Source organism: Streptomyces sp. HB132, from assembly GCF_016909575.1.
In the GTDB taxonomy this organism is placed as follows: domain Bacteria; phylum Actinomycetota; class Actinomycetes; order Streptomycetales; family Streptomycetaceae; genus Streptomyces.
The window spans coordinates 100,391-115,668 of record NZ_JAFBGA010000021.1; the positions used below are offsets into that span (position 1 = coordinate 100,391).

Here is a 15,278-nt window from a genome sequence, read left to right on the forward strand (position 1 = left end):
GGTCTGTCCTTTCGAGGATCAGCGGGAGGTGGGGACGTCGGCTCGCTCTGCGGCGGTGTCCGGCGTGGCTCGAACCGTGCCGGACGACAGGGCGCCCCGCCGGGAACGCAGGCCGAAGGCGCTGATGACAGCGGCGGCCACCGCCGCCGCGAACGGCACGATCAGACCGGCCCGGTATCCGTCCAGCAGCGCGGCAGGGGTTCCCCCGTGTGTGGCGGCCACGCTGACCGCGGTGACCGCGGAGAGCCCGAGGGCGGCACCGAACTGGAAGGCCGTGTAGAGAAGACCGCCGGCGAGCCCCTGCTCCTCCTCTGCGATGCCCTCCGTCGCCACGATGGTGAGCGGGCCGTATGCGAGGGAGAAGGCGAGGCCGAGGATGATCAGACCCGGGAACATGGCCGCGTAACTCCAGTCCGCTCCCAGTGGGAGGAACAGCCCGTAGGAGAGCACGGCCAGCAGGAGACCCCCGAAGATCACCTTGGCGTTGCCGAAGCGGTCGACCAGCCGTGGGGTGAGGGTCGGGGAGAGGATCGCGTCGACCCCGATGACCAGCAACGCGAAGCTCGTCTCCAGCGTCGACCAGCCGCGCAGCTCCTGGAGATACAGCACCACCAGGAACTGGAAGCCGAAGAACCCGGCGGCGAACAGCATCGCCGCAAGGTTCGCCCGGACCAGGGAGCCGCTGCGGAAGATGCCCAGGCGTACCAAGGGCTCGGACGAACGCCGCTCGACGACGACGAAGGCCACGAGGAAGGCCAGCCCGGCGAGCAGGGTCCCGAGGCCGGCGGCCATGCCGGCGTGGGCCGCACGCTCGACGGCCAGCACGATCAGCACGAGGGCAGCGGTGACGGTGAGCGCTCCGGCCGCGTCGACGCGCTTGCCGGTTCTGTCCGGGCGGTCCGATTTGGGGACGAAGACGAGGGCGGCGACCAGAATGACGAAGGAGAGGGCGACCGGGGCGAAGAAGACCCACCGCCAGCCGATGGCGGTGAGCAGCCCGCCGGCGACAAGCCCGACCGTGAAGCCTCCCGCGGCGGTGCCCGAATAGAGGAGCAACGCCTTGTTGCGCTCCGGCCCCTCGGCGAAGCCCGTCGTGATGATGGACAGACCTGCCGGAGTCATGAAGGCCGCGGCGACGCCCGTGACGAACCGCGCGACGATCAGCATCCATCCTTCGGTGGCGAATCCGCCGAGCCCGGAGAACAGCAGGAAGACGGTGAGCCAGAAGACGAACATCTGACGGCGTCCGAACAGGTCGGCCGCCCTCCCGCCGAGGAGCATGAAGCCGCCGTAACCGAGTACGTAGGCGCTCATGACCCACTGCAGGTCGCCGGTGGAGAGTCCGAGGTCGGCGCGGATCGACGGCAGCGCCACGTTGAGCATGGCGACATCGATGCCCTCCAGGAAGATCGCGCCGCACAGCACGAGCAGGACGCCCCACTTGCGCGAGTCCAGCCCGCTCGAAGTACTCAAGGCACTCATGACGAAGAACCCCTTCCGGAGTGTCGGGTGTTGGTGATGCCTCAAGCCTTCTCCACGCCCCGGACGGGAACAACAGCGATCATCGCAACGTTCGTACAGCCAGGCTTACCGATCCATGTCCTACGCGATTCCGGAGACGTACATGGACCAGAACGAACTCGAATGCTTCCTCGTACTCGCCGAGGAACTGCACTTCGGCCGAACCGCCACCCGCCTGCGCCTCTCCCGTGCCCGGGTGAGCCAGCTCATCCAGAAGCTGGAGCGTCGCGTGGGGGCGCCGCTCTTCACGCGCACGAGCCGGAGCGTGACGCTCACCGTTCTGGGCGGTCGCCTCCGGGACGACCTCGAACCCCACTACCGCGGCATCGAGAACGCCCTGGCGCGTGCCGTCGCGTCGGCGCGTGGCATCGAGGGAGTGCTGCACGTCGGCTTCTCGACGCCCCTGGCCGGAGAGATGGTGATGAAGGCTACCGAGCGGCTGCGCACCACACATCCCGAACTCGCCGTCGAGGTGTGCGAGGTGCCGCTCTCCGACCCGTACGGAATGCTGCGGAGAGGCGATTTCGACCTTCAGCTGACGGACTTCCCGGTGCACGAGGACGACTTGACCCGCGGGCCGACGCTCCTGGCCGAGGACAGGGTTCTGGCAGTCGCCGCCGGACATCCCCTGGCCGGACGTGACACGGTGACGCTCGAGGACCTGGCGGATGTGCCGTTGCTGACGATCGCGGGGGACATCCCGGCGTACTGGCTGGAGCACCAACTGCCGACGCGCACCCCCAGTGGCAGGCCGATCGAGCAGGGGCCGTCCGTCACCAACTTCCAGGAGGCACTGATGCTCGTCGCCGGCGGTGGCGGGGCTCTCCTGGCAGGCGCCCACGTCACCCTGTACCACGGCCGGCCAGGGATCTCCTACGTCCCGGTGGTGGGGGACAGGCCCCTCGGATACGGCCTGATGTGGCGGTCCGGCGGCGGCAACCGGGCGATAGAGCTCTTCGGCCGTACCGCACGCGAGATCGCACGGGACATGGCTCCGGCCGACCCGAGGAGAGCCGTACCCGACTGATCCCGCCCGGGTATTCGCCTCGGAGGGACGAGGTCCTCGGCCGGACCGGTTTTGAGGGGCCCGGTGCTGATGACGCTCTCGTTCCACTCGCCGTCACCGGGCAGCCCCGGATTCCCACCGGGTTCCCTCCTGCGACGCGTCTGCCTGGGCGGGCAGGGCGAACCAGCCGCACCCGCCACCGTCGAGGTCGGTCGCTCTTCGGGCGCCGCTGTTCACGTCCCGGAACGTTGACATGCCACCGCTGCGTCCGGAGTGAAGGGCACGGCCTCCTCCACCTCACCGTGGGCCCTGTGGGAGCCCCCGAACTCCTCGACTCGTCGTAGGAACGGAACCGCCCCTGAGTATCTACAGGGCGCGGCGGCCGGTCGGAACGACACCTGAGAGCGCGGATCCAGGCACACCCGGTCGGGCCGCCTGGTGAGGCCGAGCCGTTGTCGCCCGCGCCGGTGACGCCGAACCCGCCCCCGCCACCGCATGGGCCGGGTTCAGTGGACTTCCGTCTCCATCCGGGATCGGTGACGACGGGCACGCCCTTCGGTGCCGAACTGCGCCTCGCGGTGGGAAGATGAGCGGTCATGGAGGCAGGGCCGGTCGGACGCGTGACGCGAGCGACGATGTTCGCCGTGGTCTCCGTCGTGCTCGCTGCCACCGGCCACGTCCTGATGTCCGGGTCTCCTCTGCCCTCCTGGGCTCTCGCCGCGGCTTTTCTCGGGGTGGCGGTCCCCAGCTGGTGGTTCGCCGCGCGTGAGCGCGGTACCCGGCTCGTAGTCGGCTTGGCTGTCACGACTCAGGGGGTCCTGCACACCGCATTCGAGACCGCGCAGGGGCTCGTCCCCCCGACCGCAGCCGCCCCCGCCCGCACCGCACTCCCCGTGGGCGACCTCTGTGCCACGGAATCGACCGAGCCGTGGGGCGAAGACGCCGGGACGTGCGGTGGCGCTGCGAACGGCGGGGGCATGGTGGGTATGGACCACACAGCCCACCTCAGCCACATGACTTCTCCGAACGGCGTGGACGGCACGACCGGCGTGCACCACGTCGAGCACATGGGCCACATGGCCTCCATAGGCCACATGAGTCACGACATGGCAGCGATGTCCTCGACGGGCATGCTCGCTGCTCACCTCCTGGCCGCGCTGGTGTGCGGGATGTGGCTGGCTCGGGGAGAGCGGGCGGCCTTCCAGATCCTGCGGTCGGTGGCCGGCTGGCTGCTGGCCCCGCTCCAGGTTCCACTCGTCGCCCCGGCACCCTCTCCGCAGCCCCGCACGAGGGCTCGCCGGGGACTGAGCGACCGGCTGCCCCGCGGCCTGTTGTGCACCCACGACCTGGACCCACGAGGCCCGCCCGGGGGCCTCGCCGCGCTCTGAAGCAGCGGCAGGCACACCGAAGGACGCACCCGCACACGGACCGGTCGGGCGACCGGCCGTCCGTTGTCGTGCCCGTACGGCGCGGCGCGCCCTTCGGACACACCCGGGCCACCAGGGCACGGGTGCCCCTTCACCGGAACCCCCGGCCTGTGTCCCTTCCTGCCACGGCCCTCCGCGAGTACCCGCGCGCCTGCCACGGACCGAGGGGAAGACAGCGACGCGCGGTTCCGGAGCGATCCGTTAAGGACCCCGGACGATGAGAACCACCCTGACAGCCGCGCGAGGCGGGCCCGCACACCACCGACCCGAGCCTGCCGTGATCACCGGGCACACGGGGACCGCGCACACGGAGGAGACCCGGCCCGACGACGCCGCCTCCACCGGCTGGGCGCTGGCCGCGCGTGCTGGTGACGAGGCGGCGGCCGAGGCCTTCGTACGGGCGCTGCACCGCGACGTCGTCCGCTACGTCGCCCACCTCTCGGCCGACCCCCAGTCCGCCGAGGACCTCGCGCAGGACACGTTCCTGCGCGCCTTGCGCAGTCTTCACCGATTCGAGGGCCGGTCCTCGGCGCGCACCTGGCTCCTGGCCATCGCCCGCCGCGCGGTCGTCGACGACTTCCGCAGGGCGGCGGCACGGCCTCGCCTCGCCGACACCGAGGACTGGCGCCTCACCGTCGAACGGGCCCAGCCCGTCGGGGTTCCGGGCTTCGAGGACGGTGTCGCGATCCAGCAGCTCCTCGCGGCACTCCCGTACGAGCGGCGTGAGGCGTTCGTGCTCACCCAACTCCTCGGCCTGCCCTACTCCGAGGCCGCCCGGGCGGCCGGCTGTCCGGTCGGCACGGTCCGCTCCCGGGTGGCCCGGGCGCGCGCCGCACTGATCCTGCAGCTCGCCGAGAGCGAGACGGACGCCTGCCCCGAACCTCCGGCGACCGCTGCGGCGTGACCCTCCCCGTGGGGCCGGTTCCGAACGAGCCGGCCCCCACGGCACGACCACACCCCTCTACGGGGGAACAGGATTCGGCTCCCCCTCGGTAGTCGCCCCGTCGGGCGCGGAAGTTCCCCGGTTTCGCAGTTGGTGGACGCACCGGCCCCAGGCGTCTGAGTGCGGATGCGGCCGGGTATATCGGCCCCGTTCCCGGAGCCGTCCCCCGGACGGCAGTCGACCACCTGCGGAAGGTGTACGCGATGACCGACCACTTCCTCTCACCCGACCTCGAACCCGTGGCCACGTTCTGCGGGAACTGCAACTGCGGGTGCCCACAGCTCTTCGTCGACCCCGCCGCTGAAGAGGACCGCCGCATCGTCATCACCGACGACTTCGGCCAGCGCGTCCAGATGAGCGCCGACCAGTTCGCGGACCTGGTGGCCGAGGCGAAGGCCGGCAGACTCGACGCGGTGGCGACGGCCTGACGCGGCCGCGGACGGCCTCTGTCCGGAGCCTGGGCCGTCGGCGCGGCCCCGGCGGTGGACGGCGACGACGCCCTCCGGGACCACGACCTCCTGTCTCACGCCCCCTCGCGGTCGGGAGTCCCACGCAGCCGTCCACCGGACCGGCCCTCCGCCTACCGGACGGGTGTGGCGCAGACCACAGGTAGCGCCAGGAACTGCTCCGCGTCCGCAGCCGACTCCCTGACCGGCCGACCCCGGCCTTCGGTCCGCCCGCGCCCCACGCCTTTCAGGAGAGCAGCCTTGTCCGTCGAACCAGCAGTCCGTGCCTCAGCCGAAGAGCAGAGAACTCGCCGGCCCGGCGGATCCGGAGGCCGTGAGACATGGGCGTCCCTCCGGCCGCTGGTGATGAGACTCCACTTCTACGCCGGCGTACTGATAGCCCCGTTCCTCCTGGTCGCGGCCATGACCGGTCTCCTCTACGCCGGCTCGTACCAGGCCGAGAAGATCGTGTACGCGGATGAACTCCGGGTTCCTGTGGGCACGAGCGAGCTGCCGATCTCGCAGCAGGTGTCAGCTGCCCGACAGGCACATCCCGAAGGAGCGATCAGCGCGATACGCCCGTCTCCGGAAGACGGCGCGACGACACGTGTTCTCCTGTCCGGCGTGAAGGGCGTGGACGAGGGTCACACGCTCGCCGTGTTCGTGGACCCCTACACAGGCGACATCGCGGGGGCACTGGAGCAGTACGGCTCGACGGGCGCACTGCCCCTGCGTACCTGGATCGACGAGTTCCACCGTGACCTCCACCTGGGCGAGACCGGCCGTCTCTACAGCGAACTCGCCGCGAGCTGGATGTGGGTGATAGCCGCAGGCGGTCTCATCCTGTGGTTCGGAAGGCGCAGGGCCCGCCGCAAGGTGCGCGGCACGACAGGACGCAGGCGCACGCTCTCCCTGCACGGCACTGTGGGAGCCTGGGCGGCAGTCGGGCTCTTCTTCCTCTCCGCCACAGGTCTGACCTGGTCGACGTATGCCGGTCAGAACGTCTCCGACCTGCGCGAGGCCATCAACCAGAGCACTCCGACCGTCTCCGCGGGCCTCGCGTCCGGCGGCGAACACGCCGAGCACACGCAGTCGGGCGGATCCGGCGGCACACCGGCCGAGGACGTCGGCCTGGACGCCGTCCTTGACGCCGCTCGCGGCGTGCGCCTTTCGAACCCGGTGGAGATCGTGCCGCCGGCCGACGCCTCCTCCGCCTACGTCGTGAGCCAGATCCAGCGCAGCTGGCCCGAGAAGCAGGACGCGGTCGCCATCGATCCGGCCACCGGCGAGGTGACCGACGTGGTGCGGTTCGCCGACTACCCGCTGCTCGCCAAACTGTCCCGCTGGGGCATCGACGCTCACACGGGCGTCCTGTTCGGTCTGGCCAATCAGCTGGTGCTGGCTGCCCTCACCGGCGGTGTGATCCTGCTGATCCTGCTCGGCTACCGGATGTGGTGGCGGCGCGGACGCGGTTCGGCCTTCGGCCGTCCCATGCCACGCGGCGCCTGGCAGAAGGTCCCGCCCCACGTGCTCGTGCCGCTGATGGCCGGCGTCGCGGTCGTCGGCTACTTCGTGCCGCTCCTCGGTATACCGCTGGCCCTGTTCGTCGCCGTCGACGTCCTCCTGGGGGAGATCAGCTATCGCCGCGGAAGGCGCACGTACGCGCCGGCCGACTGACAGGGCGGGCAAGGGCTCCGAACGGAACAGCGGGGCGAGCGTCCCGCGCGGACGGTGGCGTCTTCGCTCGCATCGGCTCGAAGAAGCCGCTTGTCCATCGCCCTTCTGTTCCGTTCGCCCGGTCTTCGCGTCCGACGTCCCCTGAGCCTGTGTTGCCGGCCACGCGAGTGCGGCCGCCCCCGTACTCGATCCCGACGTTCACCTCTTGTGAACTGAGTGCATGAATCACATACTGGGGGCCGGTCAACCGCTGCCCACCCTCCCGGCAGGCGGGCGTGGCCTGGGGGAACGCATGAACGGCTCGGACGGCAGACTCGTACAGACCGCGGTGATCGGCAGCCGGAACTCCGGACGCGCGATCATCCTTCCGGCGGACGCCGACGAACTGACCAGTTGGCGACGACGCCACCCCGCCTACACCTACTGGTGCGGCACGCAGTTGGGCGGTTGCGGCCATGAACTGTCGGACCGTCTGTACCGCGACAAGGTCTGCCACTTCGCTCACCGGCCCCACACCTCCTGCCACCGTGCGGTCACCGGCGCGGCCGACGCGGACCATCTCTTCATCAAGGACGACCTCGCCGCCTGGAGCGGCCGTAACAGCCTGAAGGCGCGTGCGACTTCACGCAACCTGGGAACCGGCCCCGGGGACGCTGTCGACTTCCGGGTGGGCGCGGGCAAACAGCATGTGCGCTTCCAGTTCAGCAGGCTCGCACACGCGGAGTGGCACCAGGCCCGTCGGAGGCTCTCCGATGAATCGGCCACCCTCGACTGGGTCTTCGGACCGGGCGCAGCACATCCGGAGACCATGGAGGAGCTGTACGACGAGTACGGATACCTGCTCCGCTTCCGCTTCGTGACACACGGTGCGGTGCGGCGTATCCGTCTCAGGGCGCAGGATCCCCGGCGAAGCACCGACTGGGTGTCCCTCGACGCCTGTGCGCTGGCATCCACGGGGCTCCGGGTCCCGGGAGCGGAGTCGTACCGGCGTTCGACAACCGGCCCGGCCGCCGCGGCGGGAGCTGGGCGCGGGGCGGTGATTGTGGGGCGGTCCCGCGAGGAACAGGTGGTCGCGCTGAACGAGGCGCTGGTGACCGCGGCCAGGTTCCGTACCCGGCCCACCTGGGAGGCGCTCGCACGAACCGCAGGCAGCGATCTGCTCACGCTGTCCGTCCCGGAACGTGTCGCACTGCTGGTCGCCATGGAGGAGACCGTCGGCAGTGACGAGGGCTTGCTGCTGTCGGCACTGATCCTGGCCGGGGAGAGCGGCCCGCCGTCCTATGTGGGGGATGTGGTCGCCGCTGTCGGTTGCGGTGTTCCCGCGACGGCGGCGGTACTCGGACGATGGTGCCGGCGTGAGGCGGACCGGGCGTTCGCCGTGCACGGGATACCGTCCCGTACGGCTCCGCCGCGGCTGCGGCTGACCGTTGACGGTCAGCTCGCCGCACAGGGTGCGGAACCCGTACAGCGCCGGACCATCGTCCATGTCCAGGGCGGCCCGGTCCGACAGTCCGCCCGGCCCGAGCCGGAGGGCCTCACGGGTGTTCCCCTGCTCCGTGACACGGAGATTCGGCACGCGCTGCGCGGCGCACGACAGAGACGCGGACCCAGGCCCAGGTATGCCGCGGCCCTCATCGCACGAGCGGAAGAGGCACTGACGAGGCTTCCGGAACCGCAACGCACCCAGCTGGTCGCCGAGATGGCGACCACCCGCCGCTGGCTCGACAGCCGAGCGGACACACCGGCGCGGAAGCCCAGGCAGAGCCGGCGCGCCAAGGAGACGGCGGACGCGAAGAGGGCAGCAGCCGCAGCCGCGAAGCAGTCGGCGCGAGCGAAAGGGACGCAGCGGGGGAAGAAGGCGAAGAACCCGTCGCAGGGTGCCCGCCCCCTGCCCGGAGCCGGCGACGCCGGAGCGCGGAAGACGCCGAGGTGAGCGCCGTTCCAGCCAAGATCGCTGTCTTCGAACCCTCGGGTCTCTTCGAGTAACCAGTGGACGGTTCCAGCCTGTTCACCGCCTCCGGAGTCGCCCCCCGCATGTCCCGCTACCGCCGTGCGGCCGGCACTGCCCTGCTCGTCGTTGCCGCGTTCGCGGTCGGCGGCCGCGGCAGTGCCACCGGACCGACCACCGCGCATACCTCCGCAGTCACGGAGGACGGGACGGAGTCGGCCGCACCCGCCGACGAGCCGAACATGGAAGCCGCGCCGACGGATGAGGCGACCGAGGACGACGCCTCGCTCGAGGATGCCCTCGCCGCCGCGGGTGTCGACGCCGATTTGGTCAACCAACTCGGCGAGATCGGGGACGCCAACGACTACGGCCTAGGTGAAGGCGTCGAGACCACTCTGGAGGACCGCCGCGGACTCGCGGCCGTCCAGGTCACCGCCTGCCGCAACGTGGCCGTCGGCTACCGGACGTGGGAAGGCCTCCGGTACGGCACGGGAGCCGACGAGCCCAGCTCGTCGGGTGACTTGACCTGCTGACACTCACTCCGCCGTACGCCACTCGATATCGCCACCTGCGCCGCCTACCCTGGCGACATGCCTCACGGAAAGACCTCCTTCGTCTGTCTGCCCTGCCGGGCTTCGTACAAGCAGCCCTACGACAGGGACAGGCAGCGGATCTGTCCGCGCTGCGCGCAGCCGCTGATCCACGTGGGCTCCGCGTTCGCGGCCCCCCGCCGTCGGGACACCGCCGCCTGGCGGACGCTGTCCGTGCTGCTGCACGCGGGAGTCCGCTTCCACAAGAGCTGTTGCGGCGGACCTGGGTACCGTCCCCGCACCGTGCGGGAGGTCCGCGAGCGGATGACGTACGCCCAGCGCTGCGGCGAGCCCTTCGCGAGGTCACTCATACGGTACGCGGTGCCCTTCTCCCCGCCGCGCGGCCGAGACGGGCGGACGTAGACGAGGGCGAGCCGTACCCTCACGGAGGTCGGCCCTCCAGCCGGTCCGGCAGGAGGGCCGAGAAGGTCGGGCCGCTTCCAAGTGCGCCGGCTCGTAACGGCGGTAGCCGCCGGCCGCGTCCACCCAGGCGGGGGCCGGCCCTCACCGGCACGGTCGTAGAACCGCAGCGCGCTCACGCTCGGTCCGCCGGCCCGGGCCGTCTTTCCGATGCTTGCGGTCCCCCGGCAAGGCAGAGCGCCAACCCCGGGCCGCGGTCCGGCCCCGCTGCTCAGGCCGGACAGTCGGCCTGTGCGGTGGCCGTGCCCGAACGGATCATCAGATACCCGGACCCGCCGATCTGCCCCACGGCGTAGCGGGAGTACGGCCAGGTGCTTCCCGCCCTCTCCCTTTCACCCACGAGAGCCCGGCACGCCTCGCCCGATGCCAGACCCGCCCAGGACTCGACCTGCTGTTCGTCCCACAGGACGTAGTCCGACCACACGTACATCACGGAGTTGTAGGGGTCGAAGCCCACCTTGATCTGCGCGTTGCCGAGCACACGATCGGTGCCGAGCGTCCGGCGCATCCCGTTGGTCCCCGCGATGATCTTCCTGGCGGCGCCGTCCGCGACCCGGATCTCCGCGCCGTCGGTGCTGGGGACCATCGCCTGCCCCAGGCCGTCCTCGTCGGGTTGCCAGCCCTGCGAAACATCCGAGTTCCGCCCGGTGCCGTCGTCGGTGGCCGACCGGCACGAGGATTCGGCGACGAAATCGTCCTGCCACGTCACCTGGGGATCCTGGCCCGGCTCCTCCTTGACCATGACGTACGTGCGGTAGGGCAGGTCCGGGTGCAGACGCAGAACGAGGTCCCGCGCCGTCAGACACATCACCTGGGCGATCTCCGTCTCCGCGTACATCACCCCCTGTTCGTCCGAGGCCAGGCGGTACGAGAGGTAGACCTCCCGGCGCGACGCGTGAAACCGCACGGTCCCCGGAACGAAGTCCACGCCGTCGCCGAGTTCCTGCGCCCCGACCCCCTCGTCGTGCAGGACCGCACGCGCCACGTCGTGCTCGCCCGCCCCCTGCGCCGCTCGCGCCTCCTTCCAACTCGCCACGCTCGCCGCACCGCCGGTCCCGGACGCCGGTTTCGCCGCCTCGTCCTGGTGCGCGGTGTCGGCCGAAGGATGACCGGTTCCGGTCGAGGCCGGCGGTGACGCCGAGGTCGCGGACACGGGTGTGTGAGGGCTGTCCCCGTTGTCACCGGGCGTCCATGCAGCCACTCCTCCGGCCAGGCAGCCGATGACGGCGGCCGCGAGGACGACGGCACCGGCCAGCCGCTTCCTCGAACGGCTACGGTTCGCGGGCAGGCTCCAAGCGGGATCCTCCGCGGCCGGCACCTCCCAGACGGCCGTGACCATGTCCACGGCCGTCGTCGGCATCGCACCGGCCCCGGCCACCTGAGTGACCTGAGAGGCCAGCAGTACCGCGCACTCCTGTGCGGCTACGGCGGCTGACGGGCGGTCACCGGGCTCCTGGGCCAGCGCCTTCGCCACGGTCTCGCGCAGTGTCACGGGGAGGCCGTCCAGGTCCGCCTCGCCCGACATCACACGGAAGGCCACCACATCGGGCGCCCCGGCACCGAAGGGGAGCCGGCCGGTGGCCGCGTAGGCCACGAGTGCTCCCCACGCGAACATGTCACCCGCCGGACCCGCGGTGCCCTGACGGTACTGCTCGGGGCTGATCCAGCCGGGGGTGCCGGTCATGACCCCGGTACGGGTGACACTGGTGCCGTCGGAGGCGTGTGCGATGCCGAAGTCCAGCACCTGGGGGCCGATGGGTGTGAGCAGGACATTCTGCGGTTTCACATCACGGTGCACCACCCCCGCGGCGTGGATGGCGGCCAACGCGTGTGCGGTGGCGGTGGCGAAGGCGTGGAGACTTCCTTCCGCGAGCGGCCCGTGCGCGTTCACGTGCTCGTTCAGTGTCGGGCCCGGAACGTAGGCTGTGGCCAGCCACGGGGTCGGCGCGTCCGGATCGGCGGCGAGCAGCGGTACCAGATGTGGTCCGGTGACGCGGGAGGACAGCTCCACCTCGCGCCGGAAGCGTGCCCTGAACTCCGGGTCCTGAGCCTGCTCGGGATGGATCACCTTGACCGCCAGGCGCATCCCGTCGGAGGCGACTCCCGCGTGGACGGTGCCCATGCCGCCGGCGCCGAGACGGCCGATGATGTGGTACGGACCTATGCGTCGGGGATCGCCGGGGCGAGCCGGCCGGACTCTTCCGCCGGAGCCGTTTTCGCTCACGAGTTCTTCCTTCGTACGGAACTGCGGCGGCCTGTTCCCGCCCTGGCCGACGAGCCTTCAGCGAGCAGCGAAGTGCCCCGCGAGCTGCGTGATCTCCGCGATCCAGAGCTCGGTGTCGTCACCCGACCGCCTGTACGGCGCACGTCGAGCCAACTTGAAGAAGCCGGCGGAGAGTCGACCGGTCTCTCGCAGGACTACGAGAGCTGAGAGCAGCGGCAGTGAACCGTCCGGGCTCTCCCGGGCGGAGGCGTCCTCGAGGAGGTAGGGCATGGGCCCATCGTGAGCGGGGACTTGATGACGGCGCCCGGCCAACTCGGCGCTCAGATCTCCGTACGACAGCGGTGCCGCACCCGCTCGTGCACGTTCCCGCAGGATGTCGACCACGGCGTCCAGAGCCCGTTCGTACTCCGGCGTATTCTTCCTCATCGCCCTCTCCCCACCCCGGCGTTCGGTCTCGAACCCGGCTCAGAGCCCAAGGTCTGTCCCGTGATCCCTGGCGGGCCCACGGTGGCTACGGCACCTCGCCGCGTGGTCGGAACGCCCGAGTGTGTCCCATATGCGGACGTCCCTCCGCCTCGCGATGCACCGAATCTGACGCCGCGCGCTGATCCACCTGGGACTACGGGGCAGTCCTTGGGCGCCCCGCGCGTGATCGAGCGGGGTGCGCGCTCAAGTTTTAGCACGAAGTTGTGAACTCAGTGCACGTATTGCGTGCGGGGGGTCGACGGTCTCCAATTCCCCGTGCACGTGTGTGCGGTTGTGGTGGGGTGCCGGTCGTCGGCGTCCGGCAGATCGGGTGCCGCATCGCACGGGACTCGAGGCTCCGCCGCGCGGGCAGCCGCAGTTCCTGGTGTATCCGCCGCCCCGCTGATCCGTGCCGCGAGCCAGGTGGGCGGATACGGGCCGCCGCTGGGGCCGACGGGAGTCGTCGGGGATGTGGACATCCGGAGGGTCTTCATCTACCGAATCGGGTCATGAAGACGTCGTCGACCGCTCCCCCCGCCGCGTGGCGGCCAGTCCGGTCGCACGCCTGCCGGAGCGGCCGTCGATGCGTGGATCACCGCCGCACGCGCTCGGGTCCACTTGCTGTCGCGGGCCCGTTCCCGTCAGGCGTGATAGCGGTATGGGGAAATTCCGCTTTCCTCTTTCCCCGCGCGGGGGTCGACCGTTGCGCGGTATCGGACATAAGTGTCGAGTTGCATGATCCCCAAGAGGCGGTTGACGGCCCTAATCAGTCAACCTAAGCTGTCGATTCGAACGGGGGGCGGGTGAGGAAACCTCATGCCGCATGGACTGGGGGGCAGCATCTCGGTGATTGTCTTTCTCTGGTCCATTCTGCGGTCACTGACTCCGGGCATCGGCATTCCGGCGTGGCCGTCCTGGGCGCGTCCCGCGCCCTTAATCGCGGGGAACGGGACCGATGCGCGGCCGCACAGCCTCCGCCTGGCCATGGTGCCACCTGTGTGAGCCCATCTCGCAACCAAAAGACGCAAGCGACCAACGGGGGGAAGACGCGTGCGCTCGCACATGCTCGGCCGTATAGATCTCGACCGTGAACCGGACCGTCAATTTCGCTGAAATCGGTCAGCTTATCGCTGACCATTCGGTGAACGGCTGGAGAACGGGGCACGGGGGAAACAGTGATCGAGGATTCGCTTTGCGCTGACGTGATGTCCGCTGAGGTATTCGACGGCTACGTGGACGTCAACTTCTACGCCGAGGAACGGGCGGCCGTCGCCGATGCCGTACCAGTGCGCCGGCGTGAAGACCCGACGGTGCGCCGGTGTGGTCGCACCGCGCTCGGTGAACCGGGTATTTCCCTGTTCCTCCTGCCGCCCGGGCCTCACACGACTCCGCGTCCGCCGGCCGAAGAGGTCGGCGGCACGACGCACTGCTCCGGCTACCGTGCGCCGGCGCGGGCCCGTCGGCCGCGTTCCCTAGGCGTCGACGTCGAGGAAAGCGCCCCGCTTCCCGCCGGAAATCCGATACCCCGGCTCACGGGGCGGCGCTGGACGCACCGCTACGGGGCCGTTCCGACAGCCATCGCTCTCCCCCTGTCCGTGAACGAATCCCCGGCTCGCGCATCGCACACCCGGGCACCCTCGCGCGCCTCTCTTGGGACGGAAAACCGATGACCGCCTCGCCCACGTTCACCGAAAGCTTCACCGTCACCGCCGACAACCCGTTGTTGCACGGGCACGTCGTGTACGGCCGCAGCCTGCTGCCCGGTGTCGGCTATGTGGACCTGGTGCTCCAGGTGCTCGCCAGGCACGGACACCCGATGCCCGAGGTGGAGCTGCGCAACCTCACCATCCTCGCGCCGCTCGTCGCGGGACCGGATGACGCCGTACTGACCACCGTCGAGGGGCGTCCAGCGGCCGGCGGAGGGTGGCGCATCGAGGTGCGCAGCCGTCGCGCCCAGGACACCGACGACGTCCTCCACGCCGTCGTCACCGCGCACCACCGCGCCCCCGTCGCCTTCACGGAGCGGCTTCCGATACCCGTCCAAGGGGTGACCCGACGCACCACCATGGACGAGATCTACACCTGGTGCCGGGAGTACGAGCTCTTCCATTCGGGTCTGATGAAGCTCGGCGGCGCGGTCCACCACCGTCCCGGCGACTGGATCGCCGAGCTGGAGCTCGCCCCTGAACACCAGTCCTCCACCGGTGCGTTCCTCTTCCACCCCGCCCTCTTCGAAGCCGGGCTCCTGGGCGGCGGTGTCGCCCTGGGCATGCTGCACGGCGACAACGACGGCCCGGGCCTCTACCTCCCGCTGATGTTCGACCGGTTCCGCGCGGCCGGGCCGCTCGGCGGCCGCTGCTACGTGCGTGTGCCGGCCGACTCCGTTCGCCGCGACGACGAACTCATACGTCTCGTGGTGGAGTTCTACGACGAGGCCGGCCAGAAGGTGGCCGAGGTCGGGCAGTTCGTCGCCAAGCGCATACGGGCGGTCGGCGCGCTCGACGTCCGCGGCGGCACTCCGGCCGTGTCGTCCGCGGTGCTGCCTTCCGCGGTGCTGCCTTCCGCTGTCGCGCCGGTGGTGGATTCCGCGGTCGTTTCGGCTGTGCTGCGG

General features: G+C 70.4%; 13 protein-coding genes. 10 read left to right on the plus strand and 3 right to left on the minus strand.

The window, feature by feature from the left end:
- Nucleotides 1–18 precede the first annotated feature (18 nt).
- A complete protein-coding gene (locus JOC24_RS30575; RefSeq protein ID WP_205023679.1) occupies nucleotides 19–1,482 on the minus strand; it encodes an MFS transporter in 1,464 nt (487 codons plus the stop codon).
- A 115-nt stretch (nucleotides 1,483–1,597) separates the two neighbouring features.
- Between JOC24_RS30575 and JOC24_RS30580 the strand changes: the two genes are divergently transcribed.
- The 8 genes from JOC24_RS30580 to JOC24_RS30615 all read left to right on the plus strand — a co-directional run bounded on the left by JOC24_RS30580 (nucleotide 1,598) and on the right by JOC24_RS30615 (nucleotide 9,921).
- Nucleotides 1,598–2,548 (plus strand): LysR family transcriptional regulator, encoded by a 951-nt coding sequence (locus JOC24_RS30580; protein WP_239581204.1) that lies wholly within the window; start codon nucleotides 1,598–1,600, stop codon nucleotides 2,546–2,548.
- Between the two features lie 575 nt (nucleotides 2,549–3,123).
- Nucleotides 3,124–3,915 carry a hypothetical protein gene (locus JOC24_RS30585; RefSeq protein WP_205023680.1) on the plus strand — a complete coding sequence of 264 codons (792 nt, stop codon included), beginning with the start codon at nucleotides 3,124–3,126 and terminating at the stop codon, nucleotides 3,913–3,915.
- Nucleotides 3,916–4,171: 256 nt separating this feature from the next.
- Nucleotides 4,172–4,858: a sigma-70 family RNA polymerase sigma factor gene (locus tag JOC24_RS30590; protein ID WP_205023681.1), complete on the plus strand. Its 687-nt coding sequence runs from the start codon at nucleotides 4,172–4,174 to the stop codon at nucleotides 4,856–4,858.
- A 242-nt stretch (nucleotides 4,859–5,100) separates the two neighbouring features.
- Entirely contained in the window at nucleotides 5,101–5,325 is a 225-nt protein-coding gene (locus JOC24_RS30595; RefSeq protein WP_205023682.1) for a hypothetical protein, read from the plus strand.
- A 279-nt stretch (nucleotides 5,326–5,604) separates the two neighbouring features.
- Nucleotides 5,605–7,020 (plus strand): PepSY-associated TM helix domain-containing protein, encoded by a 1,416-nt coding sequence (locus JOC24_RS30600; RefSeq protein ID WP_239581205.1) that lies wholly within the window; start codon nucleotides 5,605–5,607, stop codon nucleotides 7,018–7,020.
- Between the two features lie 220 nt (nucleotides 7,021–7,240).
- Nucleotides 7,241–8,953 (plus strand): hypothetical protein, encoded by a 1,713-nt coding sequence (locus JOC24_RS30605; protein WP_239581206.1) that lies wholly within the window; start codon nucleotides 7,241–7,243, stop codon nucleotides 8,951–8,953.
- A gap of 56 nt (nucleotides 8,954–9,009) precedes the next feature.
- A complete protein-coding gene (locus tag JOC24_RS30610; protein WP_205023684.1) occupies nucleotides 9,010–9,501 on the plus strand; it encodes a hypothetical protein in 492 nt (163 codons plus the stop codon).
- A 57-nt stretch (nucleotides 9,502–9,558) separates the two neighbouring features.
- Nucleotides 9,559–9,921, plus strand: coding sequence for a deoxyxylulose-5-phosphate synthase (locus JOC24_RS30615; protein WP_205023685.1), 363 nt, complete (start codon nucleotides 9,559–9,561; stop codon nucleotides 9,919–9,921).
- Nucleotides 9,922–10,189: 268 nt separating this feature from the next.
- On the opposite strand, the gene JOC24_RS30620 is transcribed toward JOC24_RS30615, so the two are convergent.
- Nucleotides 10,190–12,202 (minus strand): serine/threonine protein kinase, encoded by a 2,013-nt coding sequence (locus JOC24_RS30620; RefSeq protein WP_205023686.1) that lies wholly within the window; start codon nucleotides 12,200–12,202, stop codon nucleotides 10,190–10,192.
- A gap of 57 nt (nucleotides 12,203–12,259) precedes the next feature.
- Nucleotides 12,260–12,628: a hypothetical protein gene (locus tag JOC24_RS30625; protein ID WP_205023687.1), complete on the minus strand. Its 369-nt coding sequence runs from the start codon at nucleotides 12,626–12,628 to the stop codon at nucleotides 12,260–12,262.
- Nucleotides 12,629–13,872: 1,244 nt separating this feature from the next.
- On the opposite strand from JOC24_RS30625, the gene JOC24_RS34305 reads away from it, so the two are divergent.
- Nucleotides 13,873–14,337 (plus strand): hypothetical protein, encoded by a 465-nt coding sequence (locus JOC24_RS34305; RefSeq protein ID WP_374104545.1) that lies wholly within the window; start codon nucleotides 13,873–13,875, stop codon nucleotides 14,335–14,337.
- Nucleotides 14,334–15,278: polyketide synthase dehydratase domain-containing protein (locus JOC24_RS30630; protein WP_205023688.1), on the plus strand; the 945-nt coding region annotated here is incomplete at its 3' end. The genes JOC24_RS34305 and JOC24_RS30630, both read left to right, overlap by 4 nt.

Excerpts from the sequence above, each read along its gene's own strand:
- JOC24_RS30575 (WP_205023679.1), bottom strand. The coding sequence starts at position 1,482 with ATGAGTGCCTTGAGTACTTCGAGCGGGCTGGACTCGCGCAAGTGGGGC.
- JOC24_RS30580 (WP_239581204.1), top strand. The coding sequence starts at position 1,598 with ATGTCCTACGCGATTCCGGAGACGTACATGGACCAGAACGAACTCGAA.
- JOC24_RS30585 (WP_205023680.1), top strand. The coding sequence starts at position 3,124 with ATGGAGGCAGGGCCGGTCGGACGCGTGACGCGAGCGACGATGTTCGCC.
- JOC24_RS30625 (WP_205023687.1), bottom strand. The coding sequence starts at position 12,628 with ATGAGGAAGAATACGCCGGAGTACGAACGGGCTCTGGACGCCGTGGTC.
- JOC24_RS30615 (WP_205023685.1), top strand. The coding sequence starts at position 9,559 with ATGCCTCACGGAAAGACCTCCTTCGTCTGTCTGCCCTGCCGGGCTTCG.
- JOC24_RS34305 (WP_374104545.1), top strand. The coding sequence starts at position 13,873 with ATGTCCGCTGAGGTATTCGACGGCTACGTGGACGTCAACTTCTACGCC.
- JOC24_RS30595 (WP_205023682.1), top strand. The coding sequence starts at position 5,101 with ATGACCGACCACTTCCTCTCACCCGACCTCGAACCCGTGGCCACGTTC.
- JOC24_RS30605 (WP_239581206.1), top strand. The coding sequence starts at position 7,241 with ATGAATCACATACTGGGGGCCGGTCAACCGCTGCCCACCCTCCCGGCA.
- JOC24_RS30590 (WP_205023681.1), top strand. The coding sequence starts at position 4,172 with ATGAGAACCACCCTGACAGCCGCGCGAGGCGGGCCCGCACACCACCGA.